The organism is Paenibacillus sp. UMB7766-LJ446, assembly GCF_030226665.1.
Lineage (GTDB): Bacteria > Bacillota > Bacilli > Paenibacillales > Paenibacillaceae > Paenibacillus > Paenibacillus vandeheii.
The window spans coordinates 54,499-80,904 of the sequence record NZ_JASOYM010000018.1; the positions used below are offsets into that span (position 1 = coordinate 54,499).

27 protein-coding genes are annotated in these 26,406 nt (G+C 46.7%); 26 read left to right on the forward strand and 1 reads right to left on the reverse strand.

Annotated features, from left to right (window positions below):
- Positions 1-92 precede the first annotated feature (92 nt).
- Positions 93-719: a DUF1405 domain-containing protein gene (locus QP794_RS30210; RefSeq protein ID WP_285080456.1), complete on the forward strand. Its 627-nt coding sequence runs from the start codon at positions 93-95 to the stop codon at positions 717-719.
- 66 nt (positions 720-785) lie between these two features.
- Positions 786-1,655 (forward strand): sporulation protein YpjB, encoded by an 870-nt coding sequence (locus tag QP794_RS30215; RefSeq protein WP_285080458.1) that lies wholly within the window; start codon positions 786-788, stop codon positions 1,653-1,655.
- Positions 1,656-1,761: 106 nt separating this feature from the next.
- On the opposite strand, the gene QP794_RS30220 is transcribed toward QP794_RS30215, so the two are convergent.
- Entirely contained in the window at positions 1,762-2,631 is an 870-nt protein-coding gene (locus tag QP794_RS30220; RefSeq protein ID WP_094936983.1) for a YitT family protein, read from the reverse strand.
- 173 nt (positions 2,632-2,804) lie between these two features.
- Between QP794_RS30220 and QP794_RS30225 the strand changes: the two genes are divergently transcribed.
- The 24 genes from QP794_RS30225 (at position 2,805) to QP794_RS30340 (ending at position 26,397) form a co-directional block, all read left to right on the forward strand.
- Positions 2,805-3,134, forward strand: coding sequence for a nucleotide pyrophosphohydrolase (locus tag QP794_RS30225; protein WP_024630636.1), 330 nt, complete (start codon positions 2,805-2,807; stop codon positions 3,132-3,134).
- Between the two features lie 52 nt (positions 3,135-3,186).
- Positions 3,187-3,711, forward strand: a complete 525-nt coding sequence (locus tag QP794_RS30230) for a tetratricopeptide repeat protein (protein WP_285080463.1) — start codon at positions 3,187-3,189, stop codon at positions 3,709-3,711.
- Positions 3,712-3,786: 75 nt separating this feature from the next.
- The gene (gene dapB, locus QP794_RS30235; RefSeq protein ID WP_024630634.1) at positions 3,787-4,590 is read left to right on the forward strand and encodes a 4-hydroxy-tetrahydrodipicolinate reductase; all 804 of its coding nucleotides are present in this window, start codon (positions 3,787-3,789) and stop codon (positions 4,588-4,590) included.
- Between the two features lie 196 nt (positions 4,591-4,786).
- Positions 4,787-5,227 carry a methylglyoxal synthase gene (mgsA, locus tag QP794_RS30240; protein ID WP_024630633.1) on the forward strand — a complete coding sequence of 147 codons (441 nt, stop codon included), beginning with the start codon at positions 4,787-4,789 and terminating at the stop codon, positions 5,225-5,227.
- Positions 5,224-5,925 carry a bacillithiol biosynthesis deacetylase BshB1 gene (gene bshB1 / locus QP794_RS30245; protein WP_285080465.1) on the forward strand — a complete coding sequence of 234 codons (702 nt, stop codon included), beginning with the start codon at positions 5,224-5,226 and terminating at the stop codon, positions 5,923-5,925. Before mgsA ends, bshB1 begins: the two co-directional genes overlap by 4 nt.
- A 96-nt stretch (positions 5,926-6,021) precedes the next feature.
- Entirely contained in the window at positions 6,022-7,182 is a 1,161-nt protein-coding gene (gene bshA, locus QP794_RS30250; protein WP_285080469.1) for an N-acetyl-alpha-D-glucosaminyl L-malate synthase BshA, read from the forward strand.
- Positions 7,183-7,263: 81 nt separating this feature from the next.
- Positions 7,264-8,562, forward strand: a complete 1,299-nt coding sequence (locus QP794_RS30255; protein ID WP_285080472.1) for a CCA tRNA nucleotidyltransferase — start codon at positions 7,264-7,266, stop codon at positions 8,560-8,562.
- Positions 8,549-9,526: a biotin--[acetyl-CoA-carboxylase] ligase gene (locus QP794_RS30260; RefSeq protein WP_285080474.1), complete on the forward strand. Its 978-nt coding sequence runs from the start codon at positions 8,549-8,551 to the stop codon at positions 9,524-9,526. Before QP794_RS30255 ends, QP794_RS30260 begins: the two co-directional genes overlap by 14 nt.
- Positions 9,527-9,866: 340 nt before the next feature.
- Positions 9,867-10,742, forward strand: a complete 876-nt coding sequence (panB, locus tag QP794_RS30265) for a 3-methyl-2-oxobutanoate hydroxymethyltransferase (protein ID WP_285080476.1) — start codon at positions 9,867-9,869, stop codon at positions 10,740-10,742.
- Positions 10,739-11,635: a pantoate--beta-alanine ligase gene (gene panC, locus QP794_RS30270; protein WP_285080478.1), complete on the forward strand. Its 897-nt coding sequence runs from the start codon at positions 10,739-10,741 to the stop codon at positions 11,633-11,635. Before panB ends, panC begins: the two co-directional genes overlap by 4 nt.
- Positions 11,628-12,011: an aspartate 1-decarboxylase gene (panD, locus tag QP794_RS30275; RefSeq protein ID WP_024630626.1), complete on the forward strand. Its 384-nt coding sequence runs from the start codon at positions 11,628-11,630 to the stop codon at positions 12,009-12,011. The genes panC and panD overlap by 8 nt, the downstream gene beginning before the upstream one ends.
- A 117-nt stretch (positions 12,012-12,128) precedes the next feature.
- Entirely contained in the window at positions 12,129-12,758 is a 630-nt protein-coding gene (locus QP794_RS30280; RefSeq protein ID WP_256984489.1) for a tetratricopeptide repeat protein, read from the forward strand.
- A 142-nt stretch (positions 12,759-12,900) separates the two neighbouring features.
- Entirely contained in the window at positions 12,901-15,762 is a 2,862-nt protein-coding gene (gene dinG, locus QP794_RS30285; protein ID WP_285080481.1) for an ATP-dependent DNA helicase DinG, read from the forward strand.
- Between the two features lie 236 nt (positions 15,763-15,998).
- A complete protein-coding gene (locus QP794_RS30290; RefSeq protein ID WP_053780717.1) occupies positions 15,999-16,652 on the forward strand; it encodes a redox-sensing transcriptional repressor Rex in 654 nt (217 codons plus the stop codon).
- The gene (locus QP794_RS30295; protein ID WP_285080483.1) at positions 16,639-17,943 is read left to right on the forward strand and encodes an amidohydrolase; all 1,305 of its coding nucleotides are present in this window, start codon (positions 16,639-16,641) and stop codon (positions 17,941-17,943) included. The genes QP794_RS30290 and QP794_RS30295 overlap by 14 nt, the downstream gene beginning before the upstream one ends.
- 41 nt (positions 17,944-17,984) lie before the next feature.
- Positions 17,985-18,515 carry a cell wall elongation regulator TseB-like domain-containing protein gene (locus tag QP794_RS30300; RefSeq protein WP_079349390.1) on the forward strand — a complete coding sequence of 177 codons (531 nt, stop codon included), beginning with the start codon at positions 17,985-17,987 and terminating at the stop codon, positions 18,513-18,515.
- A 303-nt stretch (positions 18,516-18,818) separates the two neighbouring features.
- Positions 18,819-19,346, forward strand: coding sequence for a hypothetical protein (locus QP794_RS30305; protein WP_079349389.1), 528 nt, complete (start codon positions 18,819-18,821; stop codon positions 19,344-19,346).
- Complete coding sequence (locus tag QP794_RS30310) at positions 19,339-20,841, forward strand: AAA family ATPase (RefSeq protein WP_024630619.1); 1,503 nt, start codon at positions 19,339-19,341, stop codon at positions 20,839-20,841. Before QP794_RS30305 ends, QP794_RS30310 begins: the two co-directional genes overlap by 8 nt.
- 133 nt (positions 20,842-20,974) lie before the next feature.
- Entirely contained in the window at positions 20,975-21,847 is an 873-nt protein-coding gene (locus tag QP794_RS30315) for a 3-hydroxyacyl-CoA dehydrogenase family protein (protein WP_024630618.1), read from the forward strand.
- Positions 21,844-23,049, forward strand: coding sequence for an acetate/propionate family kinase (locus QP794_RS30320; protein ID WP_079349388.1), 1,206 nt, complete (start codon positions 21,844-21,846; stop codon positions 23,047-23,049). Before QP794_RS30315 ends, QP794_RS30320 begins: the two co-directional genes overlap by 4 nt.
- 102 nt (positions 23,050-23,151) lie before the next feature.
- The gene (asnS, locus tag QP794_RS30325) at positions 23,152-24,447 is read left to right on the forward strand and encodes an asparagine--tRNA ligase (RefSeq protein WP_053780723.1); all 1,296 of its coding nucleotides are present in this window, start codon (positions 23,152-23,154) and stop codon (positions 24,445-24,447) included.
- Positions 24,447-25,169, forward strand: a complete 723-nt coding sequence (locus QP794_RS30330; protein WP_236642447.1) for a DnaD domain-containing protein — start codon at positions 24,447-24,449, stop codon at positions 25,167-25,169. Before asnS ends, QP794_RS30330 begins: the two co-directional genes overlap by 1 nt.
- A 165-nt stretch (positions 25,170-25,334) precedes the next feature.
- Entirely contained in the window at positions 25,335-25,955 is a 621-nt protein-coding gene (locus QP794_RS30335; RefSeq protein ID WP_081717976.1) for an RNA polymerase sigma factor, read from the forward strand.
- Positions 25,945-26,397 (forward strand): hypothetical protein, encoded by a 453-nt coding sequence (locus QP794_RS30340; protein ID WP_024630613.1) that lies wholly within the window; start codon positions 25,945-25,947, stop codon positions 26,395-26,397. The genes QP794_RS30335 and QP794_RS30340 overlap by 11 nt, the downstream gene beginning before the upstream one ends.
- Positions 26,398-26,406: the final 9 nt, after the last annotated feature.

A 26,406-nucleotide genomic window follows, 5' to 3' on the forward strand; every position in this document is an offset into this window, starting at 1 on the left:
CTGATCGTTTATGCGGTCAGGTTTTTTTGAGGAGTTTTTCGCAACACCTTTCTTTGGAACGCAGAACACATAGGATGGAAGGGGCAGAGAACGTGGCTTTATCGTACTTTTGGAGTCGGGAATTTCTAACAAATCGTTATTTCCTGTGGCTCTTGTTTTGGTGTAACGCATTAGGAACTGTATACGGATACATATGGTACGGGGATCAAATGGAGTATACGCTGGCACAGCAACCACTGTGGCAGATTGTGTTTGTGCCAGACAGTCCCACAGCGAGTTTGTTCTTCACGTTATCTTTATTGTGGGTATTGTACAAGCCAAAATCGATGGTCCTGAATCGAATTGGACATGTCATCCAGGCACTTGCTGTGGTCACTTCGGTAAAGTACGGTGTATGGGCGGTATCTATCATTTTTGCAGGCTGGATGCAGGGGGGGGCACAACATTGGCAGGATTGGATGTTGATTGCATCTCATAGTGCTATGGCTATTGAAGCGCTCTTGTATGTTAGATTCTTTGGGTTCCGTTGGGGGGCTTTGGTGATTGCTGCCTTGTGGACGCTGCTAAACGATACGATGGATTATACCTATGACATTTTCCCTTGGCTGCCTGCATCGCTCATGGACCATCTGGATGGTGTACGCAATTTCACCGTCGGATTGACACTAGTGAGCATTCTAAGTGCGTGGCTTGCACTGAGACAGGCCAAACGGGCCTGAATTCATAACGCAAGCTTGTTCTAAGGAACTCTCCCCTGCCATACATTGATGGTGGGAGGGATGTCCATGAAGAGAACGTTCAGGATCAAAACTGGATTGATGGTGGTGTCGTTCATGACTCTACTGTTCTGGACGAACTTGTCATACAGCGTATCGGCGGAAAGTACAAGTGCGAACGGAAATACAGATCAGCAAGTATCAGCCAAAAATTCAATAAAACAATTAAATGAAGAAGCGGCCCTGCTGTATCGACATGCCTTGGATAATGATATTGAAGAGGTTAGAGGCAGTATTTTGCGAATCAGTAAAGGTCTGGAGCATATATCCTTTGAGGGCCAGACGACAGTAGAAGGCATTCATGCCCTATCCGAGACCATTGTTGAAGTGAAAGAAGCTGCCGTTAGGGTGAAAAGTGATGATAATTCTCTCCAGCAGGCCTCTGCCAAACTTCGACTTGCGGCGGACAGTCTTGCCAACCCAGCCAAACCCTTATGGCTCCAGTATTATAAAATCGTAAAAAATGATATTGATGCGCTATCCACTGCAGCAGATCAGCAGTTAAGCACCGCGATCATAGCAAGCCGCTACGCCTTGCTGGAGGAGCACTACGAGACGATCCGGCCTGCGGCAATGATTCGCCGAGAACCTTACGAGATCGCCCAGTTGGACGCCTGGTTGTCTCATACAAAGGGGCTGACTGCGGCCAAGCAGACTGACATCGCACAATTGAAGAGTATGGTAGCCCATGGTGAAGAGTTGGTAAACAAGCTGTTTGGTCGTGAAAAGGATGAGAGCGCCTTTGTGCCGTTTGTTCAGGGACCAGACCGGAGGGCAGCCGGATTGCTCATTAGTTCCGCAATTATAGCCGTGCTGAGTTATGCGGGGTATCGTAAGTATCGAGCGCAGCAGCAAGGGATTTTTCCTTTCCGGCGGTAGCTCCTTTTCTACCATCACGATATGAAAAAGACCTCTATCTACAAGAAAGGCCATCTGATGGCTTTTTTCTTGGGGAGAGAGGTTTTCTTTTTGTAGAGATACACGGTCAGCTTTCCTTAAACCCTTCTCCATGCACATCATGGACATCGCTAATAATAACAAAAGCTCTGGGATCGACGGAACGCACAATCGTTTGCAAACGTCTGAATTCCTGCCTGGAAATGACACAGTATGCAACATGCTTGGCCTGTTTTGAATATGCTCCAATGGCGGGAATTAGCGTGACGCCGCGATCCATATCACGGGTAATCAAATCCGCAATCTCGGGTGCGTGGTCACTGATGATCATAAATGCGCGGGCCGAATACGCTCCTTCCTGAATAAAGTCGATTACTTTAGAGGCAATAAATACAGCTACAAGGGTATACAGTATTTTTTCTTTGGGAATGTAAACGAGAGAGATGCCAATAATGATGAAATCGATACCTAGCAGCACACGTCCCATACTCCAACCATACTTTCGATTGAGAATGCGGGCAATAATGTCAGAGCCACCTGTCGTTCCGCCCCAGCGGAATACGATGCCAAGGCCTGCACCGAGTGTAACACCGGCGTAAAGCGCTGCGAGTAAAAGGTCATTCTCTGTATGTAGCGGTTCGATCCAGCCGAGATGAATCATTTTTTCAAATAACCAGAGGAACAACGTAAGCGCTCCAATACCCACGCCTGTATAAATCATCTGTCTGCCGCCCAAAATCTTGAGTCCCACCAGAAAGAGCGGAATGTTAACAACCAAGGTTGTAAGTGAAGGAGAGATGTTGAACGCGTACTTCAGCAGGACCGTAATCCCGGTTACGCCGCCTTCCATGAGCTGGTTGGGGATAATGAAGTACAGAAGTCCAAAGGCATATAATGCCGTTCCCAATAGGATGGGGAGAATCAATTTGAATTGAACCCAGGTTTTGGAAGTGCTCATAAGTTCCCTCTCCATTTTACAAATTAGAATGAGAAAGCAATCATTCCCATCTTAGTATACCTGTTTATCGATTCTTTAAAAATGATTTGTCGTTTCTGATGGTGGAAGTGAATCTAAATAACTGATATATTAGGAACAAATACGACACAATTTCAAAAGGAGAATCCGTTCTCATGGAGAAAAGCATTGCAGAAATGCAGCGTGAGGTTGATCTGTATATTTCCCAGTTCAAAGAAGGATACTTCAGCCCGCTGGCCATGCTCGCCCGTATGTCTGAAGAGGTGGGAGAGCTTGCAAGGGAAGTGAATCACGAGTTCGGTGAGAAACCGAAAAAATCTTCCGAAGCAGACAATTCCATTGAGCTTGAGCTCGGGGACATTTTATTTATCACGATTTGTTTTGCGAATTCTCTCGGGATCGACCTGGCAGAGGCGCACGACAAAGTCATGCATAAATTTAACACACGCGATGCAAATCGGTGGACGCCAAAAAACACCGATTAGGCGTAGATTACATATGCTGTACCATCACCTCAATAGGGGAGGGACAGCTTGGATGATGAAACCGGAAGAGTACTTGCAGCATGCTTACCGCTGTATTTTGCAAAATGATTTTGAGCAGGCGATTCGTTGGTTTGAATCTGCCATTGATGCTCACCCTGAACATGCAGAGCTCTATTATCGTTGTTCCATTACACATGCCCGCAGTCAGCACCTGGGTCCAGCGCTCGAATATGCGCGCAAGGCTGTTGAACTGTCTCAGGGGCTTGAGGAATACGTATTGCATCTGCAGACCCTGGAAGCCAAACAGTTAAGCACTCAGGCCAAGGCATTGCTTGAACAGGCCGGGAACGAAACGCATGAACAATATGTTAAGGCGGCGGATCTGCTGAAACAGGCAGTTAAGCTTGACCCGTTATACGTGGAAGCGCATATCATGCTTGCTCTTGCTTACAGTGATCTAAATGAGTTCGACCTTGCAACCCAGTCCGTTCGTAACGCATTGTTGCTAGACCCGCAGAATGAGCAACTGCATCTATTATTACAGGAAATTAAGCAGCGTATGAAATCCATTCAATAAGAATCCATTTCAAATGGAGATCGTTTGAAATGGATTCAACCAAACGAACTAACATAGTGAGGAGATGCAGCCAAGATGAGTGAAGTAATAAGAGTGGCCGTAATCGGAGCGGCTGGCCGGATGGGCCGTGAAGTAGTGAAACTGGTGCTTCAAGATCCTGATCTGGAGCTCGCAGCAGCGGTCAACCGCTCCGGAGCAGGCACGGATGCCGGAACGCTTGTTGGTCTGCCTGAATGTGGGGTGCTTTTGACCGATGATATCGAGATGGCTTTTGCAGAGACTAAACCACAGGTTATGGTAGACTTCACAGTCCCACAATACGCCTTCGCCCATACAGAGATTGCCATTCGTCATGGAGTCAGACCTGTTATGGGGGTTACCGGCTTTACGCCGGAGCAGATTGAACAGCTGGACAAGCAGTGTCAGGACAAAGGCATCGGAGGGTTAATTGCCCCGAACTTCTCGATCGGTGCTATTCTGATGATGAGGTTTGCTGCGCAGGCTGCCAAACATATGCCGAATGTGGAAATTATCGAATATCACGGCGATCAGAAGCTGGATGCTCCTTCAGGTACAGCAATTAAAACAGCCGAGTTAATTGCAGCAAACCGCGAGGAACTTCGTCAGGGCAATCCGAACGAAGAAGAGACGATCGAAGGAGCACGAGGCGGATATTATAATGGATTCCGAATTCATAGTGTACGGCTGCCGGGGGTATTTGCACAGCAGGAAGTCGTATTTGGAGACTTTGGCCAATCCCTCAAAATTCGCCATGATTCCTATGAACGTGCAGGTTATATGCCTGGTGTTAAAATTGGTGTACAGAAGGTTATGGAATATACAGGACTTATCTACGGATTTGATCACTTTATCGACTAAAAGAGGTAGTTCAAAAAGTCAACTTTTGATCACGAGGTCACTCGAGAAGCGGATACAACATCGAATCTTGAATTCAGCCGGGCCTTCCGTTGCTCACGTAGGTTCGCCTACGCTCCGCTACTCAGTCCCTAGCTTCATCCAACCTTCTTGGTGCTGAAAACCTGACTTTTTGAACACACACTAAAAGGAGATTGTCATGTTGAAAATAGCATTTATTGCCCATGATCGCAAAAAAGAAGAAATGGTTAACTTCGTGACAGCCTACGAAAATGTTTTTACAGACCATCAACTATATTCGACTGGTACAACAGGTCTTCGTATTATGGAAGGAACCTCATTACAGATCCATCGGTTTGAATCCGGTCCACTGGGCGGGGATCAACAGATCGGAGCCTTGGTTGCGCAAAATGAGATGGATCTGATTATTTTTCTGCGCGATCCATTGATGGCACAGCCGCATGAACCAGATATTAACGCTTTGCTGCGTCTGTGCGATGTACAGGGGATTCCGCTTGCCACGAATATTGCAACTGCAGAGATTCTAGTTAAAGCACTGGATCGCGGTGATTTTGGCTGGAGAGAGCTTGTACATAAATACAAGCCTGAGGGTGGATTGAATTCGGGTGATGCTCAATGAGTTTGGACATTCTCATATTCGGTGCACACGCGGATGATGCAGAGATTGGGATGGCAGGAACGATTGCCAAACATACTGCAGCGGGACTGAAAGTAGGCGTGTGTGATCTGACCCGGGCAGAGATGTCTTCCAACGGGACAGTAGAGCGCAGAGCCGAGGAAGCGGAGCAAGCCTCCCGCGTCCTCGGTCTTTCGTGTCGAAGCAATCTCGGTTTGCCTGATCGCGGGCTGTATATTACTCCTGAACACATAGAGGCTGTGACGGCGGAGATACGCCGTCATGCGCCTCGTATCGTGTTTGCGCCATATTGGGAGGATCGCCATCCGGATCATGTAATGTGCAGCAAATTGGTGCAGGAGGCTGTATTCAATGCCAAGCTTAGAAACTATAAGCCAGACATGCCCGCAGTGCAGGTGAAAGAATTGTATTTTTACTTCATTAACGATATCGGACCAACGGATTTGATTGTGGATATTACGGAACACTATGAGCAAAAGGAAAATTCATTGCGTAGTTATCGTTCCCAGTTCGAATTGGGAGAAGGCGCAGTTGCCACTCCATTGACTCAAGGGTATATTGAACGTGTGAGAGCTAGGGATTCTTTACTGGGACAGCGGAGCCTTATTCCTTATGCAGAAGGATTCGCTAGCATTACACCTTATGTAGTTCATCAATTTGGCCAAGCAGCCAAGTCATAAAATGATCGAACTTGCTCGTATAAATTAGTTATCAATTGCATTTCCGTTGCATTACATCAACCTGCACAAGCGGGAGATTAAAGGAGCGTCCACCGGATGGATCAAAAGCTAAAAATCGGTATTACCTGTTATCCGTCCCTCGGAGGGTCTGGCGTTGTCGCAACGGAGCTGGGCAAATTGCTTGCCGAACAGGGTCACCAGGTTCATTTTATTGCTAATAGTATCCCGTTCAGACTGGGTACATTCCAGAAAAATATTTTTTATCATGAAGTTGAGGTCAATGATTATTACGTCTTCCGTTATCCGCCATATGATCTCTCATTGGCCACGAAAATGGCGCAAGTAGCCAAAGCACAGAAGTTGGATCTGCTACATGTCCATTATGCGGTGCCACATGCGGTATGTGCCTTTTTGGCAAAGCAAATGGTTGGTGAGGATTTAAAGGTGGTAACAACGTTACACGGAACAGACATTACCGTACTGGCACAGGATGAGTCGTTGAAGGATTTGATTCGACTTGCCATTAACGAGAGCGATGCTGTTACGGCAGTATCACAGGATTTGATTCGTGAAACAATCGATTTGCTGGATATTAGACGTCCCATCGACCTGACCTATAACTTTATTGATAAAAGAATCTATTATCCACGTGATGCAGCAAGTCTGCGTAGAGACTTCGCAGCTCCTCACGAAAAAATACTGATGCATATCTCCAACTTCCGCCCTGTGAAGAGAACACAGGATGTGGTGGAGGTGTTCCGTCAGGTACAGGAACAGGTACCTTCCAAACTGTTATTTGTTGGAGAAGGACCAGATTTGCCGAAGATTCAATGGAAGATTAATGAGCTTGGACTGAATGACAAGGTTCATTTTCTGGGTAAGCAGGATGATATTGCGCAAGTCATTTCAATGGCTGATGTGTTGATGCTGCCGTCGGAGAAAGAGAGCTTCGGACTTGTGGCACTTGAAGCCATGGCTTGTGGTGTCCCTACCATTGGATCACAGGCAGGGGGTATCCCTGAACTGGTATTGCACGGCAAGACCGGATTTTTGTCTCCAATCGGCGACACACAATCAATGGCGGAGAACACGATTCGTTTGTTGACGGACGACCGTTTAATAGCGGATTTCAGAGAAGCGTGCTTGAAACGGGCACACCATGATTTCTGCAATGATGCCATTCGGCATCAATATGAACAAATATACTACCGCGTGCTGGGACGTGAAGTTCCGAATCTGAAGCCGATTTGTGGCTGATTATTAGATCGGATGGTTCCATCGCGGAAATATATCTGTGTAAGCCACACCAAGCAACACGTAGTTATGAGGTGATAATAAGTGGTTCAATGGACACAGGTAGATCCTGAAATGGCAAGACAAAGTGAACAGGTGCTGCGGACATTAAATGATAAAGGGTACGACGCCTACTGGGTAGGTGGTTGTGTGCGTGATGAATTGCTGGGACGTCGCGTGGATGATATGGATATCACCACGTCAGCTTCCCCTGAGCAAGTCATGGAATTATTCGCAAATTGTATTCCTACGGGCCTCCAGCATGGAACGGTTACTGTTCGTTCAGGAGGCTTTTACTTTGAGGTTACAACATTTCGCACCGAATCCGAATATAAGGATAATCGAAGACCTGCTGCCGTTCATTTTGTGCAGGATGTCAAAGAGGATTTGCAGCGGCGTGACTTCACGATGAATGCTCTCGCTGTGGATCGGGACGGAAATATCGTTGATCCTTTTGGTGGACAGTTGGATATTCAGGATGGACGGGTCAGATGTGTGGGATTGGCGACTGAGCGCTTCGGTGAAGATGCGTTGCGGATGCTTCGGTGTGTTCGTTTTGCTTCGGTATTTGATTTTAAAATTGCCCACAACACCTGGAAGGGGCTAATTCGACAAAAGGATCTGCTACAACATATCGCCATGGAAAGAGTACGTACCGAAATGGCGAAAATGATGGCAGGCCCACATCCGCTGCACGGTCTGGAATTGCTGTTTCGAAGCCAGGCGCTGGAGCATGTGAAGGCACCAATCCGCATGGAACGATTCAATAAAGACCTCCTGTCCAATATGGAACAATTGGTAGAAGAAAATGTATTATTACGCTGGTCCCTGCTGCTGATTGCCGGCCATTATACCAGGGATGAAGCAGATGCTTTACTTCGAAAATGGACATTTTCTAATGATGATCGTTCCCGCATTAGTGGAGTTCTCCAGGTCGAACAGTTAATCAAGGCTGTCGTACAAGAGCAGAAGGATGAAGAGGCACTGCGTTCAGAATGGATTGTAACTGTGCTCTCTAGCGGACGTCAGGCGACAGAGGACTGGCTCATGATTCAACGACTGCTTCCAACAGGCTGGCGAGAACATAATGTGCTGCACGAAGAACAGATTGTTGTAATACAGTCCCGAGGTGCTGAATGGAGTCAATCCATGAAGGTATATGAACTGAAAGATCTGCATATTACGGGTGAGAACGTTTTGCAGCAACTTGGACGCAAGGGCGGACCATGGCTGGGACAACTGATGAAACATCTCCTAAGAGAGACTGCGATCGGAAATATAGCGAATCAGCATGATATGCTGACCAACGAAGTAAAGCGGGTGGCTGCAGATGACAAAGCATGAGGATCTGTTACATATGTTGCTGAATGCAGAGGGGGAGTTTGTGTCTGGTGAAGAGATCAGTCGCAACCTGTCCATTAGCCGAACAGCCGTGTGGAAGCACGTAAACAAACTGCGTGACATGGGTTATGAGTTTGAAGCCGTATCACGCAAAGGGTACCGCTTGGTCACGAAACCGGACAGCATTGATGCCACTGCGCTACAGCTGGCACTGGAAACAACGGTGTTTGGCCGGAAAGCCATAATCCTGAATTCCACGTTGTCCACCCAAGGTGATGTTCAGCAGATGGCTGAGCAAGGGCAGAGCGAAGGAGCAGTTGTTCTGGCGGAAGAACAGACGGGAGGGCGAGGCCGCTTTGGACGTAAATGGTTCTCCCCACCCGGGAGAGGTATCTGGATGAGCGTTCTTATGCGCCCTGAACTTGCTCTGCAAAATACACCACAGCTGACCTTATTAACGGGTGTGGCCGTGTGTCGTGCTATTCGGTCATATACAGGCGCAGATGCTGGGATCAAATGGCCTAATGATCTTTTGATAGCTGGTCGGAAGGTATGTGGGATTCTGCTTGAATCAACTGTTGAAGATCACGAAGTGCGTTATTGTGTAGCGGGCATAGGTGTTGATGTTAACTTTGATTCGAAGGATTACCCTGAAGATTTGATATCCATTGCAACTTCACTCAAAATTGAGACGGGACAAACCATAGACCGGACTAGACTTGCAGCGGCCATTCTCTCGGAATTGGAGCGTTTATATTTTTTGTATCAAAAAGAAGGCTTCGGTGTGATCTCTTCACTCTGGGAAGCTTTGTCCGTATCCATGAATCGTGAAATTAAGGTGGCTAATCCACAGGGCATCATCGAAGGTACAGCAATGGGCATTGATCCTTCTGGAGCATTGATTGTGGAGAAGCCAAACGGTGAGCGTGTCTCGGTTTACTCTGGTGAAGTTTCATTGGTAAATTAAACAATTTGTCGAATTTACACCGTCAAAATGAACATAAGACGTGAACTTTGGGCAGAACTTTGGTATACTGTGTTCGTGAGGCGATATCGGCTATTATAGACCGAATTGCACTCCGGCAATAGTATGCTTTGTTCTGCTTCACATTTGTTGCAGTGACAAGGCAGGAATGGTAATAAATGAATAAAGTGAGTTGTTGGATTCTGCTCTGAGCCGAAGAGGACCGAGACAGAAGGGACGATCGCAAGTGACTCTTTTTTGACTTTTCGGGACTTTTTAGTGGAAACTAAAAGGTTTTTTTGTTGCGTTTAAATTGAAAAGATGAGAGGAGCCATGACGAAAAATGGCAAATAAACAAGCATTGAATATTGTGAAAATGAAAAAATATAAGCAGGACGGCGTGCCGCTTAGTATGATTACAGCTTACGATTATCCGACAGCTCAATTGGCTGAGGAAGCAGGTATCGATCTGATTCTGGTGGGTGATTCACTGGGGAACGTGGTGCTGGGTTATAACTCTACCTTACCTGTTACTATTGACGATATGGTGTACCATACACGCTCTGTAGTGCGTGGTGCGGGAAATACGTTTATCGTTGCTGATATGCCCTTTATGACGTACCATGGCAGCGTGGACGAGACACTCAAAGGTGTCCGTCGCCTGATGCAGGAAGGACATGCACATGCGGTCAAGATGGAGGGCGGCCTCGAAATCGCAGATACGGTAAAAGCGGTTGTTCAAGCTGGTGTGCCAGTTCTTGGACATATTGGACTGACTCCTCAATCCGTGAATCAAATTGGTGGTTATCGCATTCAGGGCAAGGATGCTGCAGATGCCCGACGTCTCATGGACGAAGCCAAGGCGCTTGAAGCGGCCGGAGCTTTCGGCATTGTACTGGAATTGGTCACTGAAGAAGTGGCAAGAGCGATCTCGGAAGAACTGACTATTCCAACAATTGGTATAGGCGCAGGCAGAGGATGTGATGGTCAGGTACTGGTATTCCATGATGTAGTTCAGTATGCTTCCCCATACACGCCAAAACGCTTTGTCAAAACGTATGGAGACGTAGGTACACTAATTCGCAATAGCATTGAGTCCTATGTGAAAGAAGTTAAGGACCGCTCGTTCCCGGCTGAAGAGCATGTATTTACCGCTGCTGACGGCGTTCTAGATCAACTGTACGGACAACGTAAAGAAAAGGTGGAGACCAACGTATGAAAGTGATACGGACAATCGCAGAATTAAGACAAGAACTTAGCTTGCAACGTCAGTCGATTCAGTCCAGAGAGTCGGTTGTAGGACTTGTGCCTACGATGGGATTTCTTCATGAAGGCCATGCAAGTTTGATGCATGCGGCCAAACAACAAAGTGATATCGTGGTTTTGAGCATATTTGTAAATCCGATTCAATTCGGTCCCAATGAAGACTTTGACAGTTACCCTAGGGATGAAGCCAGAGATGTGGAAACAGCACGTGCAAAAGGAGTGGATATCGTATTTATTCCCTCTGTTGAAGAGATGTATCCACAGCCTACACAAACGACCGTATCGGTTTCCCGTTTAACGGATCGCTTATGCGGTGCTTCCCGTCCGGGTCATTTTGACGGAGTAACTACGGTCGTCTCGAAGCTGTTTAATATTGTACAACCGCAGCGTGCATTTTTCGGCATGAAGGACGCACAGCAGGTTGCTGTGATCCAACAGATGGTTAACGATTTGAACATGGCAGTAGAGATTGTACCATGTCCTATTGTCCGTGAAAGTGATGGTTTGGCGCTTAGTTCTCGGAACGTGTACCTCAGCACAGAACAACGTCAGGAAGCTCTTGTTCTGTCCAAGGCACTGCGTGTGGCACAGGAAGCTGTAGATGCAGGGACGGCGATGACAGCAGCGGATATCCGCGGCATATTGCGCCAGAATATTGAACGTTCACCAATGGCCGTGATTGATTATGCTGAAATTCAGGCTTTTCCAAGTTTGGAGCCACTTGCGGATCATGAAAAGGTTCATGGCCGGGACGATCTGCTGATCGCACTTGCAGTAAAATTCGGCAAAACCAGATTGATTGACAATATAAGACTGCAAAAATCGGAGGTGCTGTCCCATGTTTAGAACACTAATGAAATCCAAAATTCACCGGGCAACCGTTACAGAAGCAAACCTGAACTATGTGGGTAGCATTACCATTGATGAAGATCTCATGGAAACTTCTGATCTAATGGAAAATGAGAAAGTACAAATTGTGAATAACAACAATGGTGCCCGTCTGGAAACCTATGTCATTCCAGGGCCACGTGGAAGTGGAGTCATCTGTTTGAATGGAGCAGCAGCCCGTCTGGTACAGCCTGGCGATACCGTCATTATCATTTCATATGCAATGATGTCTCAAGAAGAGGCAAATAATCACAAACCTACGGTTGTATTTGTGGATGGACAGAATAAACCAGTGCAAACAATGAAGCACGAAGTTCATGCGACGATTATGTAATCGACTGGTAAGGGGAATGAAATCGACCCATTCTACAAAAAATGAGTACAGGTCACTGCACTAATCCATTTTTTCAAGGGTGGGGATGCATCGATGTTCCAGCATGTTTTCGCAGAAATGAACGACATGTTAGATGAAATTATCAAGCGCTACCCTTCTGCTGAAGGCCTAAACAAACAGGAATTGCTGCAAAAGTGGAATTTGCTCAAGCGGATGAGTGACGGGATGATTGATGAGTGGCTGATGTTTGAAGAAAAAATGAGCCAGGTAAGGGAACGGGAATTGGATAAAGATAAGCCCGCCTCCCTTGAGCCTGAACAGGAAGCTGTTACCGCACTGCCAGAACTGCATCTGGAGTGTTTCAGTCGCGGTCAGGGTTATTTCAAACTGCAAATGTACCCGCAGGCTATTATGCAATTTTCCAGGGTTGTGACCGACTATCCAGAAAGTGCATTGACTCGATTTTACCTGGCGCTTGCTCATCTTAACCTGGAACAAACCGAGGAAGCTGGAATACACTTGCAGCGGATTATGCATCTGAACGGTTCGCCGAGATTGAAGGGACTTGTATGTAACGTCCTGGGCTGTATTGAGGCTAAACTCGCGAATCCTGAAGGTGCATGTTCACTATTTGCGCAGGCGCTTCAGTATGACCCGACGTTGACCGAACCGCTGTATAACATGGAAGCCTGTCGATTAAACAGCGGAAAATTGCAATATGCAAATCAGCTGACAGCCTTAAATTAAGGGCCATTCGGCGGCATAAAGACGGTGTTCCCTCCTCTGGCATAGCGGAGGGGACACCGCCTTTTTTGTCAGTTAATTTTCAAATGCCCTTTTTTTTGCTATGCTGTAACATAGACTGGAATGGAAGGGACCGTACATTGCAATGAAATTTGCCGTATTGGATTTCGAAACAACCGGCACGCAGTCCGACGGTGAGATTATACAAGCCGGACTTGCCATCATAGATCATGACTACAGCATAACTCAAATATATAGTTCTTATGTGAACCCAGGTGTACCGATTCCTCCGTTTATTACGGGGTTAACCGGTATTACTGATGAAGATGTAGCGGATGCTCCCTCATTGGAAGAGATGATGATGGAGATGGTTCCGCTACTCGACGATGTTGTTCTTGTTGGGCACAACGTTGCTTTTGATTTTCACTTTCTTCAAAATGCACTCGATCGCTGCGGTTACCTGCCGTTCACCGGACGTATTCTGGATACGATTGATTTCCTGAAGATCACGTTCCCGTCACTGGGCTCTTATCAACTCGGATATGTGTCTTCAGAATTCGGATTTCAGCATGACCGCCCTCATCAGGCAGACAGTGATGCTCTTGCGACAGCTTTTGTATTACTGAAGTGTCTCGATGAGCTGCGTGCATTGCCTCTGATCACGATTCAGCGCCTCAGTGATCTGTTTGCGCCAGAAGATAGTGACTTGGGTTGGTTCTTCGACGGAATGCGTACTGAGAAGGAATCAGAGCCGATTCAGGACCTGGATGGTCATACGTATTATCGCCAGCTCGCCCTGAACGTGAGTGACTGGACTGATATAGGTTCACCACGTGATGAGCGGGAGGGTAACCCGCTGGAAAACGTAAGTTTCGAGCAGTTTATGGATCAGGTTAGAGATAACCTGAAGGAGACGCTGGACCATTATGAGGAGCGTGAGGCGCAAACTCAGATGTTCAGCAGTGTACGACAAGCTTTGGATGAAGAGAAGCATCTATTGATTGAAGCTGGAACGGGTACTGGCAAATCGCTTGGTTATTTGTTGCCTGCCATCTATGAAAGTGTGAAACAGGAACAGAAAGTCATGGTCAGCACACATACCATCAACCTGCAGGAGCAATTGAGAGAGCGGGATATTCCTATGCTGACCCAAGTGGTTCCGTTCCCGTTCAAGGCAGCGGTGTTCAAAGGTCGTGGGCACTATCTGTGTCTGCGTAAGTTTGAGCATAAAATCAATAAACGTGAATTCGCTACACCGAAAGAGGATTATTTTACAGCAGCTCAGATGATTGTCTGGCTTACCCAGACGGAGACTGGAGACGACGAGGAGCTTAATCTAAGCGGGCGCGGTGGAGACTTCTGGGAGACGGTACAGAGTGAGTCTGAATCCTGTCTTGGACGCTCCTGTCCTTGGTTCCGTAAATGTTTCTATCATCGGGCCAAACATGAAGCCGGGCTGTCCGATATCGTCATAACGAATCATTCGAAATTGTTTACGGATGTCAAAGCAGCACATCAGCTGCTGCCAGCCTACGAAAGTCTTGTCATTGATGAAGCACATCATCTGGAGGATGTAGCAGGTAAGCATCTTGGTCTTCACATGAAATATTTTACGTTGGTTCATATATTGACCCGACTGTTTAAAGATAGCCGTAATGGCCAACTTCCGATGCTTCGTTCTCAACTGTCGGGTCATGAAAATTCGGTACAGTGGGGCTCCATGATTGATCAGATGTTCCCGCTTGCCGTTGAAGTTAAGGAGATATGGGATCGACTAAGCGATACACTGTTCGGCCTGCTGCCTGAACGTAGCGATGCTTCTCCAGGCGAGACTGGACAATTTTCACTTAGACTGAAGCCATCGCAAAAACCGGCCAAATGGCAGGAATTACAGGATGTAGAAAACCAAATCTATGTAACCCTAGGCGATTTGATTCGTAAAGGCGACAAGCTGCTGCTTGAAGTGAAAGAAGATCAGGATGATTATCAGTCCGATAGTCTGATTATGGATATCTCAGGACTGCTCAAGGACTTGGCAACGATCAAGGATAATCTGCGTTTCTTCATGCGCATGGATGATGCCAATACCGTGTACTGGATGGAGGCTAGCGGCCAGTTCCGCAGTAAATCACTGCAGCTCTATGCCGTTCCTGTCGATGTCAGTGCGCAATTGAAGGATATGTTCTTTGATAAAAAGAAAAGCGTTGTGCTTACATCGGCTACGCTCTCGGTTGACAAGTCATTTCAATTCATGATCGAACAGCTGGGCTTGCAGGAAGCTGCCGAGAATAACCGCTTGTTGACATCCATGCTGCCGTCACCATTCAACTATCGCGAACAGGCCCTGCTCGTCATTCCGCGTGATTTCCCAAGTGTGAAGGGCAGTGTAGGTGATGCCCACTTTGTGGATATGCTCGTGCATTCGCTCGCGGAAACGGCTATCGCGACTCGTGGACGCATGATGGTGTTGTTCACCTCCTACCGCATGCTGCGCCAGGTCTATGACCCGCTTAAGGAGGCCTTGTCAGGTAATGATATCTCTTTGCTCGGGCAAGGGGTGGACAGCGGCAGCCGTTCCAAGCTTACACGCCGCTTCCAGGATGCGAAAGCAACTGTACTTCTTGGCACAAGCAGCTTCTGGGAAGGAGTGGACATTCCTGGAGAGGCTCTGACCTGTCTTGCGATTGTCAGACTGCCGTTCCAGCCACCCAATCATCCATTAGTTGAAGCGAAGAGTGAGCTTTTGCAGCAACAGAAGAAAAATCCGTTTATGAAGCTGTCCGTGCCGCAAGCCGTTATCCGCTTCAAACAGGGATTCGGCAGACTGGTTCGTACGGGTAAAGACAGAGGTATTGTGATTGTATACGATACACGTGTCATTGAAGCATATTATGGCAAGTACTTTTTATATTCATTACCAGGTCCCAAAATGGAACACATGCTTACAGAGCAGATGGTTCCTCGTATTTCGGAATGGCTTGAGAGACCAACCGATGAACAGCAATAACAGCTATGCTCTGTAGCTTATATGATTGCATGAAGCCACTAATTGGCGGTAAAATTGAGCAATATCATTCATTCGTTTCATGAATAGTGAGTAAGCGATTAAAGAAGTAATTCAAGCAATTATCCATTATATAACAAAGAGCATCCTGTTTAATTCAGTCATCTTTTTGCATCGTTTTAGACAGGGTGCTCATCTTTTCATCTATCTATCGTGGCCTTGGTAAGGGGGAGCAATGAATGAAATCAGATAAAATTTCGGAAGCCGTGGTGCGAAGATTGCCTGTTTACTTGCGTTATTTGAATGAACTGCATCAGCGCGAAGTCAATACGGTTTCTTCACAAGAACTTGGATTGAGACTGGATTTGAATCCGGCTCAGATTCGTAAAGACCTGGCTTACTTCGGTGACTTTGGTCGTAAAGGGATCGGATATGACGTTTCATATCTCATCGAGAAGATCCGCCATATTCTGAAAATAGACCAGCAGATCAATGTAGCTCTTGTCGGAGCAGGTAATTTGGGACACGCCTTGTCCAATTACAATGCCTACCTCAAAGACAACATGAAGATTGTCGCTGTATTTGATGCCTACGGTCCGAAGATTGGAAGTCAAATTAACAGTCTGACGGTGCAACCGATGAATGAATTAACGGATTCGGTCAAAAAAGATAACATTCGTATAGGGATTATCACGGTTCCGGATACGGAAGCCCAAAATGTTGCCGATCAGTTGATTGAGTCAGGAATTGAAGCGATTCTGAATTTTGCGCCAACGATCCTGAAGACCCCGCCGCATATTCGCATTCATCATGCCGATTTTACGACGGATCTGCTTAGCCTTGCTTATTATTTGGAGAACGGAAAGGACGACGAGGAAGATGACGACAAATAGATGGGTAATTCACAACGGCAAATTTGCCGTGAGTGAGGGCACGAATTGGAAAGTGGTTCAAGGTTACATGGTTGTCGAGAATGACAAGATTGTGCATATTGGTGAGACTTTGCCGGAAGGAGACGAAAGTCTGACAAAGGTGGATGGAAAAGGACTGCTCTTCTTGCCGGGTCTGATCAATACGCATGGTCACGCGGCCATGTCGCTTCTGAGAGGTCATGGAGATGATTTGGCATTACAAGTATGGTTGCAGGAGAAAATGTGGCCAATGGAAGCCAAAATGACGTCTGAAGACGTATATTGGGGCACATCACTTTCCGTACTTGAAATGTTGAAAGGTGGAACAACAGCGTTTCTGGATATGTATGATCATATGGATCAGGTTGCAAAAGTGGTGGAACAATCCGGCGTTCGGGCTGCTCTGGCACGAGGGGTAATCGGACTTTGCTCAGCGGAAGAACAACAGCGCAAGCTGGAAGAATCCGCAGCATTTGCTCGTCAATGGAATGGACAAGCAGACGGAAGAATTACAACCGTAATTTCTCCACACGCACCTTACACTTGCCCTCCGGATTACATAGAGAAGTTGGTACAGGTTGCTCATGACCTGAATCTGCCTTTGCATACGCATATGTCTGAAACGCTTCGTGAAGTGGAACAGAACGTGGCTGATTACGGTCAACGTCCGGTTGCACATCTGGAGAAGCTAGGATTTTTCTCCCGTCCATCTCTGGTTGCACATGCGGTACATCTGAATGATGAAGAGATCGAAATTCTTGCATCACATGATGTAGCAGTTTCCCACAATCCAGGCAGTAACCTTAAATTGGCTTCGGGTGTTGCACGAGTACCTGATCTGCTGAAAGCAGGGGTGACCGTGTCCCTCGGAACAGATGGACCAGCAAGTAACAATAACCTCGATATGTTTGAAGAGATGAGACTTGCTGCTTTGATTCACAAAGGTGTGTCCGGTGATCCTACCGCAGTGCCAGCAGGGGAAGCACTTCTGCTTGGAACTTCGTATGGTGCCAAATCCATATTCCTGAACAATACAGGAGCACTGCAAACAGGCATGAAGGCTGACTTCATCGCCTTGAATATTGAACAAGCCCATTTCTATCCGCATACGGATCTGATTTCCCATACCATATACTCCGCATCAGCCAAAGATGTAGAGCATGTGTGGGTGGATGGTAAACAAGTGGTTAAACATGGCGAATGTCTTACGATGGATGAAGAGCGTATTTTGCGTGAGTCTCAACTGGCATTTGACGGTCTGCTTGCCCGTTAATTCCAAGGACAGCATCGTCATAGGGAAAGGAAGTTCGGCTTTTGAAGAAAAAAAAGAAGTGGATATGGATTTCGCTGCTGCTCCTGGTTCTGATTCTGTTTGGACTTCAGCGTTATTATGTCTATGTTACCCAGGATCAGCGCAAGGAAGAGGCGTTGGCCATACAGGCGGCCCAGGAACAGGTTGGGATTACGTCACACGAAGACCTGCGTAAGTATGTATGGGGTCAAAAAGACGGCGGAGACAACATATACTGGACCCTGATCGGTAAAAATAAGGATAACCAGGATGTATTGGTGTGGATCAAGTTTGATGAAAATAACAAGCCTGTGACAGGGACCAATGCGGTGCACAGTGAACTGCTGAAGAACGGCATGTCTGAAGCACAGATTCGAAATCGGTTCAGCTCTGAAGTTCCAGGCGGGGAGATCAAACGAATCATGCCAGGTGTTGTGAATGGAATCTATGTATGGCAAGTGTATTATAACGATGCTACTCACAATTATTACCGCTTTTACCGCTTTAGTAACGGGGAACAGGTTGACCTGGTCTATACGATTCCGAATAGCTAGAATCAGCAGACGTACTATTTTCTAAAAAGAATACAGTAAAGAACCGGCAGACGGAAACCCGACTGGACCGGTTCTTTGACGTGTTTTCTTGATCATTTTGGATTTGAATAGTTAAAATTAATAATTTATTCATATTTTCGCCTTAGATATTGTATATACGATGTGATATACTCAAATATGTATTCAAGGATACATCATACACAAATAAATCCTGTTAGACACATCACAGGACTTTACGTACACATATTCATATTCTTGCCTACAAGCTATAGAATGGGCCAAATTATAGGAGGGGTAACTCACTTGAAGATAAAAGTATTGCCTATTGCTCTGACTGCCGTCATTTCAGCCGTTGTGTTGTTTGGAGGTTGGTTTGTGTATCGTCATGTGGCTGTGCAAAGCCCAATTGAAAAGATGGTTACCCAGTACGATGGAGTCAATGATGTACAATTAACTATTAACCACAATGATGTACAGTTGAAACTCGATCTGCAGCCGGATGTTGATTTGGGCAGGTTGGTACAATATATTCACAAAGAAGGACAAACCCTGATTGGCACTCGTTCGTTGAAGCTGGATGTCGTGGATCATTCCAACGAAGCGCTGGAAAGCTGGTGGGGTAGCGCCATGTTTACCGTAGCTCAGGCTATGGAGAGCAAACAATACACCGAGATTACACCGACCTTGTCTAAAATGGCTACGAATGGGATCAAGGTAAACACAGCCATGGATGACAATAATGTATATGTCAGCCTCAGAGATGGAGATGCCAGCAAGTTTATTATTCTGCCGCGTGTGCCCGGTCAGATAGGAGTGTGGCCAAATGCCTAAATGGACGAAAGAAATTGCCATTGGATTTGTACCCGTATTAATTATCTTTCTCGCTTTTATCGGTGTAAACATGATTCCCATTCTGATCGCTGCAATGATTGTGGGAGCTTTGCTGCTCATGATGCAAATGCGTGGTGGAATTACGGTGGGTGCGGGTCAGGAACGCAAACGCAAGAAAAAAGGACCGTCCAAGCTGACTTTTGAAGAAATTGGCGGTCAGGAAAGTGCGAAGCAGGAGCTGCGGGAAGCGCTTGATTTTCTCATTCGACATGAGGAAATTCAGAAGTTTGGTATTCGTCCTTTGAAAGGGATCCTGCTCACAGGTCCTCCTGGAACAGGCAAAACCTTAATGGCCAAAGCTGCTGCTCATTATACCGACTCTGTTTTTGTAGCTGCTTCAGGCAGTGAGTTTGTTGAAATGTATGTCGGTGTGGGTGCCGGCAGAATACGGGATTTGTTCCGTGATGCGAGAACTCGTGCTGCAAAAGAAAATAAAGAAAATGCCATTATATTTATCGATGAAATTGATGTGATCGGTGGAAAACGGGAAGGTGGACAACAGCGTGAATATGATCAGACGCTGAATCAGCTGTTGACGGAAATGGATGGCATCTACTCTTCCGAAACACCGCGAATACTCGTGATCGCCGCTACAAACCGAAAAGAAATGCTGGATAGCGCGCTGACGCGTCCAGGACGTTTTGACCGTCATATTCAGGTGGACTTGCCGGATAAAAAAGGCAGAAAACACATATTGGAGCTGCATGCAGTCAATAAGCCTCTTTTGGAAGGGGTAAATCTTGAGAAGACAGCCGAAGAATCCTATGGCTTCTCTGGAGCACAGCTGGAAAGTGTGATGAACGAAGCTGCAATTTATGCGATGAGAGACGGTCTGCTCAACATTGAACAGCGTCATCTGTCGCTTGCGATTGATAAAGTAATGATGGGTGAGAAGACGGACCGCGAATCCAGCGTGGAAGAGAAAAAAAGAGTGGCTATTCATGAATTGGGACATGCCATTATGGCTGAACTGGTTCGTCCTGGCAGTGTGAGTCAGGTTGCACTCAGTCCGCGTGGACAGGCCCTGGGATATGTACGTCATAACCCGCAGCAAGAACAATTTCTGTACACAAAGCGTTTCCTGGAAGAGCAGATCATGATTGCCCTCGGTGGTGCGGCAGCAGAGGAAATGTATTACGGTGGACGCAGTACAGGATCACGTAATGACTTTGAACAAGCAACGAATGTGGTACAGACGATGATGGCTTCCGGACTTACTTCGTTGGGTATTGTTAATATGGATATGGTAACGACGGAAGAGTTGATGCGGGAGAACAAATTGATCCTGCAAGACCTGATGGAACAGACCAAACAATTGCTTGAAGAACAGCGGACAATATTCGACAATTCCCTCGACACGCTACTCAGGGAAGAAGTGTTGTCTGGCGATCAATTTCGTTGTCAATTTCGTGACAGCGCCCTTCTACCGGCATAATTTATTTATGTCGGTTATTTTTTTTTACATTTCACTCGTGCTAAGATATTATTATATGTTGGGTCGAAATTTGTAATTTTCGGCGAACAGGGTACAATATAGAAATAGAGAACCGAAAGGATGGAGCAGAACCATGTTTTTCAAAAAGATAGGAGTTGTCGGCGGCGGCACGATGGGACAAGGTATTTCCCAGATGCTTGCAGCCAAAGGACTTGATGTGCTTCTGGTGGAGCATACGACGGAGAAGCTGGATCATGCATATAACATGATTGAGACCAATCTTGACAAACAACTGGAGAAATGGGCTATTACGAAAGCGGAGAAAAAGTTGATTCTCTCCCGTATTACCAAAGTTGCTCATTTAGCTGAACTCGGATCTTGCGATATGGTTATTGAGACCATTTCCGAAGATCTGGACGCGAAAAAAGCGGTATTCAGTCAACTCGACCAAGTTTGCCCAAGCAACGTTATTCTTGCAAGTAATACATCCACGCTGAGTTTGACTGAGCTTGCGAGCTCGACCAAATTCCCAGAGCGTGTTATTGGTATGCACTTTATTCACCCGGTTTCCCGGGTTGATCTTGTAGAGATTATTCGTGGTCTGAAAACCTCAGATTCCACATTTGAAGAAACTAGACGTTTTGTGGAAGAAGTAGCAGACAAAAAAGGCGTTATGATCTATGAATCGCCTGGATTTGTTACGTCCAGACTGATCTGTCTTTTGATTAACGAAGCACTGCATGTATTGCAGGAAGGTGTCGCTTCCGCTGAAGATATTGATGACGCTATGCGTATCGGATATAACTTCCAGCACGGACCACTTGAGATGGCAGACCGTTTCGGACTGGATTCGGTAGAAGCTGCACTCGAAAGAATGTTCCGTGAATTCGGTGAGTTGAAATATCGTCCTTCCACGGTCCTGAAAAAAATGGTGCGTGCAGGACACCTGGGTGTCAAAACAGGCGAAGGATTCTTCAAGTACGACAAGGATGGTGATCGGCTGTGAAAGTACTCGTAATTAATGCGGGGAGTTCCTCGCTCAAATATCAATTGTATAACATGACGGATGAATCCGTATTGGCAAAAGGTCTGGTAGAACGGATCGGGATGGATTCTTCCATTCTGACACACAAACCAACGGGCCGTGAGGATGTTACCGAAGTTAGCGAAATTTTGGAACATACAACAGCGATTCGTAAAGTTATTGACATCCTGACAGACAAAGAAAACGGTGTGCTCGGTTCTGTGGATGAAATCCAGGCTGTTGGACATCGTGTGGTTCATGGTGGTGAAGCATTTAAGGAATCGGCCTTGGTCGATACTGCTTCCAAAGCAGAAATCCGCCGCCTTTTCGATCTGGCTCCACTGCATAACCCTGCAGCAATGATGGGTATTCGTGCGGCTGAAGCAAATATGCCGGGCGTACCACAGGTCATGGTCTTTGATACGGCTTTCCATCAAACGATGCCGGAAAAAGCATATCTGTATGCCATTCCACGTGTGCTTTACAAAAAGTATAAGGTTCGTCGCTATGGCGCACATGGTACTTCCCATGATTACGTAAGCAAGGCAGCAGCTGAATACCTGGATCGTCCATTGGAAGATCTGAAGATCATCACATGCCACGTCGGTAATGGTGGTAGCGTAACTGCTGTGCAGGGCGGCGTATCCGTAGATACTTCCATGGGGATGACTCCACTCGAAGGATTGATGATGGGAACACGTAGTGGTGACCTTGATCCGGCAATTGTACCTTATGTAATGAACAAGGAAGAACTAAGCGTGAGCGAAGTAAACTCCATGTTGAACAAACATAGCGGACTTCTTGCAATCTCCGGCATCAGCAGCGACATGCGTGAAATTACGGAGGGTATGGAGGCTGGCGATGCCAACTCCACGCTTGCATTCGAGATGTATGAATACCGTCTGCGTAAATACATCGGTTCTTATGCAGCAGCAATGAACGGTGTAGACGTGATTGTATTTACGGCTGGTGTAGGTGAAAACTCCGTTGTTCTTCGCCAAAAAGTATGTGAGCAGCTCACGTACCTAGGCGTTGAACTGGATGAAGCGCTGAATGCGATTCGCTCGGGAGAACCACGTCGTATCACAACCGCAAATTCCAAAGTGGACGTTCTCGTCGTTCCTACGAACGAAGAATTGGTAATTGCAAGAGATACACATCGAATCGTATTGAATTCTCTGTAATCTAATTGTAAAGTGAATATAGCATGACAAGGAAGTGCAGGGGACAGGCATATGCCTGCCCGCTGCATTTTCAAATTCAGGATTCCAAGGAGAGATATGTGCATGAGTACGGATTGTGTAATTCGTAATGTGAGTGAGCATGTGGGCGAGACGGTTAAGATCGGCGCCTGGATTAACAACAAACGTTCCAGCGGCAAAATTCAATTTTTGCAACTGCGTGATGGAACCGGATATATTCAAGGGGTAGTGGTTAAGAGTGAAGTCAGCGAAGATATCTGGAATGCTGCCAAGAGCCTGACTCAAGAAAGTTCATTGTATGTAACAGGTATTATCCGCGAAGAGCCACGCAGTGCATCTGGTTATGAGATGACGGTTACTGGCGTGGAAATTATCCATCTGACTGAAAATTATCCAATTACTCCGAAAGAGCATGGGGTAGACTTCCTGATGGATCATCGCCATCTGTGGCTGCGTTCGACGAAACAACGTGCGATTATGGTTATTCGTGCGGAGATTATCCGCGCTGTTCAGCAGTTCTTTGATGGTAACGGATTCACACAGGTTGATCCTCCGATTCTTACCCCTTCATCTGCTGAAGGAACAACGAACCTGTTCCACATCAAATACTTTGATGAAGATGCTTACCTGACACAAAGTGGACAGCTCTATATGGAAGCTGCGGCGATGGCACTGGGTAAAGTGTATTCCTTTGGCCCTACATTCCGTGCTGAGAAATCCAAAACACGTCGTCACCTGATCGAGTTCTGGATGATTGAGCCGGAGATGGCTTTTGTGGATCACGAGGAGAGCCTGCGGGTGCAAGAGAAGTTTATTGCTCACGTGGTTCAAACGGTTCTGAAAAACTGCCGTGCTGAACTGGAGTCCATCGGACGTGATGTATCCAAGCTTGAGAACATTGTTGCTCCATTCCCGCGCATTACGTATGATGAAGCGATTGAGTTCCTGAATGGACAAGGCTTCGATATTCCTTGGGGAGAAGACTTCGGTGCTCCGCATGAAACGGCAATTGCTGAGAAATATGATACACCGGTCTTTATCACACATTATCCGGCTGGAATCAAGGCGTTTTACATGAAACCTGATCCAAATCGTCCTGAAGTGGTCCTCTGTGCAGACATGATCGCACCAGAAGGATACGGAGAGATTATTGGGGGTTCCCAGCGGATTGATGATCCGGAACTGATGCAGCAGCGCTTTGATGAGCATCAATTGTCGGAAGAGGCTTATCAGTGGTATCTGGACCTTCGTAAATACGGATCGGTTCCTCACTCCGGCTTCGGTCTGGGATTGGAGCGGACGGTAGCATGGATCTGTGGATTGGATCATGTACGTGAAACGATTGCATTCCCACGTATGCTCTACCGTCTGTATCCTTAATGCTTAACCGCGAGTCCATGGAAGAAATCGGCTCCAAAGCCTGGTTGAATGGGGCGGCTTACGGTATGGCATCAGGGACAGCGCAGCTCCCGTATGCTTTATTGCGCTACTATCATCAGCTCGGGTTAAGTGACGCAGAGGTTCTTCTGCTGATTCAATTGTTTGGATTCCGGCAAGTCGAATTTAATGAGTTCCCAACGCTTGAAGAGCTTGCTACCCGTATGGGGCTTGCCCCGGAAGGCATCGCAAGAATGCTGCAACGTCTCATGCGAGACGGGTACATTCACATTGATGAGCATCGGGATGAAGAGCGCGACATTCAGTATGAACGTTATGATCTGCACGGATTATATGCCAAGCTGGCTGGATGCACAGCAGAGGATATGGCCGTTGCCCGTAAGCAGCAGCTGGACAGTAATGCATTGCGACCGGATTCGAACAGTGTTCAAAAAGAAGAGGAAGAACGAAATATGTTCTCTATTTTTGAAAAAGAGTTTGGTCGCCCGCTGTCCCCGATGGAATGCGAGACCATATCCAGCTGGCTGGATCAGGATCGCTATCAGGAGGAACTTATTCTCATGGCATTGAAGGAAGCGGTGTTTGCTGGTAAAGTCCATTTCCGCTATATAGACCGAATTCTGCTTGAATGGAGTCGTAACCGCGTGAAAAATGTGCAGGATGCCAAGGCATATACGCAGCGGTTCCGTAACGGAGGACGTTAATATCCATGTTAGTAAATTAATCAATAATTTCATTCAGCATAACCAAAAACAGGCCAGAAGATATTCTGAGCCTGTTTTTTTAGATTATAGAGATGTTAATTTAGACATGTTAAATTCCCGAAGAAACTGACCTTTTCAGGCAATGCACAACCTTTTTATAAAAAATTGAATGAATACGCAGGGGTCAACAAACAAGTTGTCGTCTATTGTAGTGGAGAGGAGGGGAGAGTCATTGATGAAGCGCGCTTAATCGAACAAATCCGTCAAGGTGATACATCCCAGATGCGCTTGTTGATCGAAAAGTACAGCCAGCATGTGTACCATGTGGCCTATTCCGTATTGCGGAACGATCAGGAAGCACAGGATGCAGCGCAGGAGGCGTTCATTCAAATGGTTAAATCTCTCCCCGATTACCGATCCGAAGGTTTCAAAACGTGGTTAACCCGAATTGCTTTTCACAAAGCAATTGATGCCAAACGCAAGCTGGGCAGACGAAGCGCTGAGGATCTGGGCGGAGAAGAAAAAATAATGAACATGCCCGGTCGCGAAGAAGATGTTCTTGCCCGCCTCGTGCGTGAAGAGCGTCAGGAGAAGTTGCGCGAGCGAATCAACCAGCTGCCTGCCCAGCACAGGGACATTATTACTGCGTATTACTTAAGCGAAAAAAATTATGAGCAGATTGCCCGTGATGCACAGGTGGCAGTGAAAACCGTGGAGTCCCGTCTGTATCGTGCCCGGCAGTGGATTCGAAATCATTGGAAGGAGGATGAGTGGCGTGAGGAATAAAAGGATGTATACCGTCCAGGAATGGACTGATTATATTGAAGGCCGAATGACTGCAAACGAGGCAACTATGATGGAACAAGTGCTTATGGACGTTCCAGAAGCGATGGACAACTATCTCGAAGCACTCGGCATTCATCGGGAGTTGCCACAACTGAAGGACCCGGCAGGCTTCGCCGATTCGGTCATGAATCAAATTAAGGATATGCAACCCTCCAAGCCAAAGCGCAAATCGCGTTCAGGACGAAGCCGGCTCTGGATGGATCACAAGGTATTTCATTATGCGGTAGCAGCTTGTCTGACGTTAATCTTCCTCTCCTCAGGACTGTTTGACAAGGTAGCGCCTTATCATAAGTTCCAGGACGGTGATCACAGAGGGTCATTTACGGAAAAATGGACGGAAGCAGCCACTTCCTGGCTGGATCACTTCAAGCCTAGACCATAAATTGTTTCG

Bases quoted from the DNA above. Each gene is read 5' to 3' on its own strand.
- QP794_RS30215 (WP_285080458.1), top strand. From the start codon at position 786: ATGAAGAGAACGTTCAGGATCAAAACTGGATTGATGGTGGTGTCGTTC.
- QP794_RS30220 (WP_094936983.1), bottom strand. From the start codon at position 2,631: ATGAGCACTTCCAAAACCTGGGTTCAATTCAAATTGATTCTCCCCATC.
- QP794_RS30225 (WP_024630636.1), top strand. From the start codon at position 2,805: ATGGAGAAAAGCATTGCAGAAATGCAGCGTGAGGTTGATCTGTATATT.
- QP794_RS30230 (WP_285080463.1), top strand. From the start codon at position 3,187: ATGATGAAACCGGAAGAGTACTTGCAGCATGCTTACCGCTGTATTTTG.
- dapB (WP_024630634.1), top strand. From the start codon at position 3,787: ATGAGTGAAGTAATAAGAGTGGCCGTAATCGGAGCGGCTGGCCGGATG.
- mgsA (WP_024630633.1), top strand. From the start codon at position 4,787: ATGTTGAAAATAGCATTTATTGCCCATGATCGCAAAAAAGAAGAAATG.
- bshB1 (WP_285080465.1), top strand. From the start codon at position 5,224: ATGAGTTTGGACATTCTCATATTCGGTGCACACGCGGATGATGCAGAG.
- bshA (WP_285080469.1), top strand. From the start codon at position 6,022: ATGGATCAAAAGCTAAAAATCGGTATTACCTGTTATCCGTCCCTCGGA.
- QP794_RS30260 (WP_285080474.1), top strand. From the start codon at position 8,549: ATGACAAAGCATGAGGATCTGTTACATATGTTGCTGAATGCAGAGGGG.
- panB (WP_285080476.1), top strand. From the start codon at position 9,867: ATGGCAAATAAACAAGCATTGAATATTGTGAAAATGAAAAAATATAAG.
- panC (WP_285080478.1), top strand. From the start codon at position 10,739: ATGAAAGTGATACGGACAATCGCAGAATTAAGACAAGAACTTAGCTTG.
- panD (WP_024630626.1), top strand. From the start codon at position 11,628: ATGTTTAGAACACTAATGAAATCCAAAATTCACCGGGCAACCGTTACA.
- QP794_RS30280 (WP_256984489.1), top strand. From the start codon at position 12,129: ATGAACGACATGTTAGATGAAATTATCAAGCGCTACCCTTCTGCTGAA.
- dinG (WP_285080481.1), top strand. From the start codon at position 12,901: ATGAAATTTGCCGTATTGGATTTCGAAACAACCGGCACGCAGTCCGAC.
- QP794_RS30290 (WP_053780717.1), top strand. From the start codon at position 15,999: ATGAAATCAGATAAAATTTCGGAAGCCGTGGTGCGAAGATTGCCTGTT.
- QP794_RS30295 (WP_285080483.1), top strand. From the start codon at position 16,639: ATGACGACAAATAGATGGGTAATTCACAACGGCAAATTTGCCGTGAGT.
- QP794_RS30310 (WP_024630619.1), top strand. From the start codon at position 19,339: ATGCCTAAATGGACGAAAGAAATTGCCATTGGATTTGTACCCGTATTA.
- QP794_RS30315 (WP_024630618.1), top strand. From the start codon at position 20,975: ATGTTTTTCAAAAAGATAGGAGTTGTCGGCGGCGGCACGATGGGACAA.
- asnS (WP_053780723.1), top strand. From the start codon at position 23,152: ATGAGTACGGATTGTGTAATTCGTAATGTGAGTGAGCATGTGGGCGAG.
- QP794_RS30330 (WP_236642447.1), top strand. From the start codon at position 24,447: ATGCTTAACCGCGAGTCCATGGAAGAAATCGGCTCCAAAGCCTGGTTG.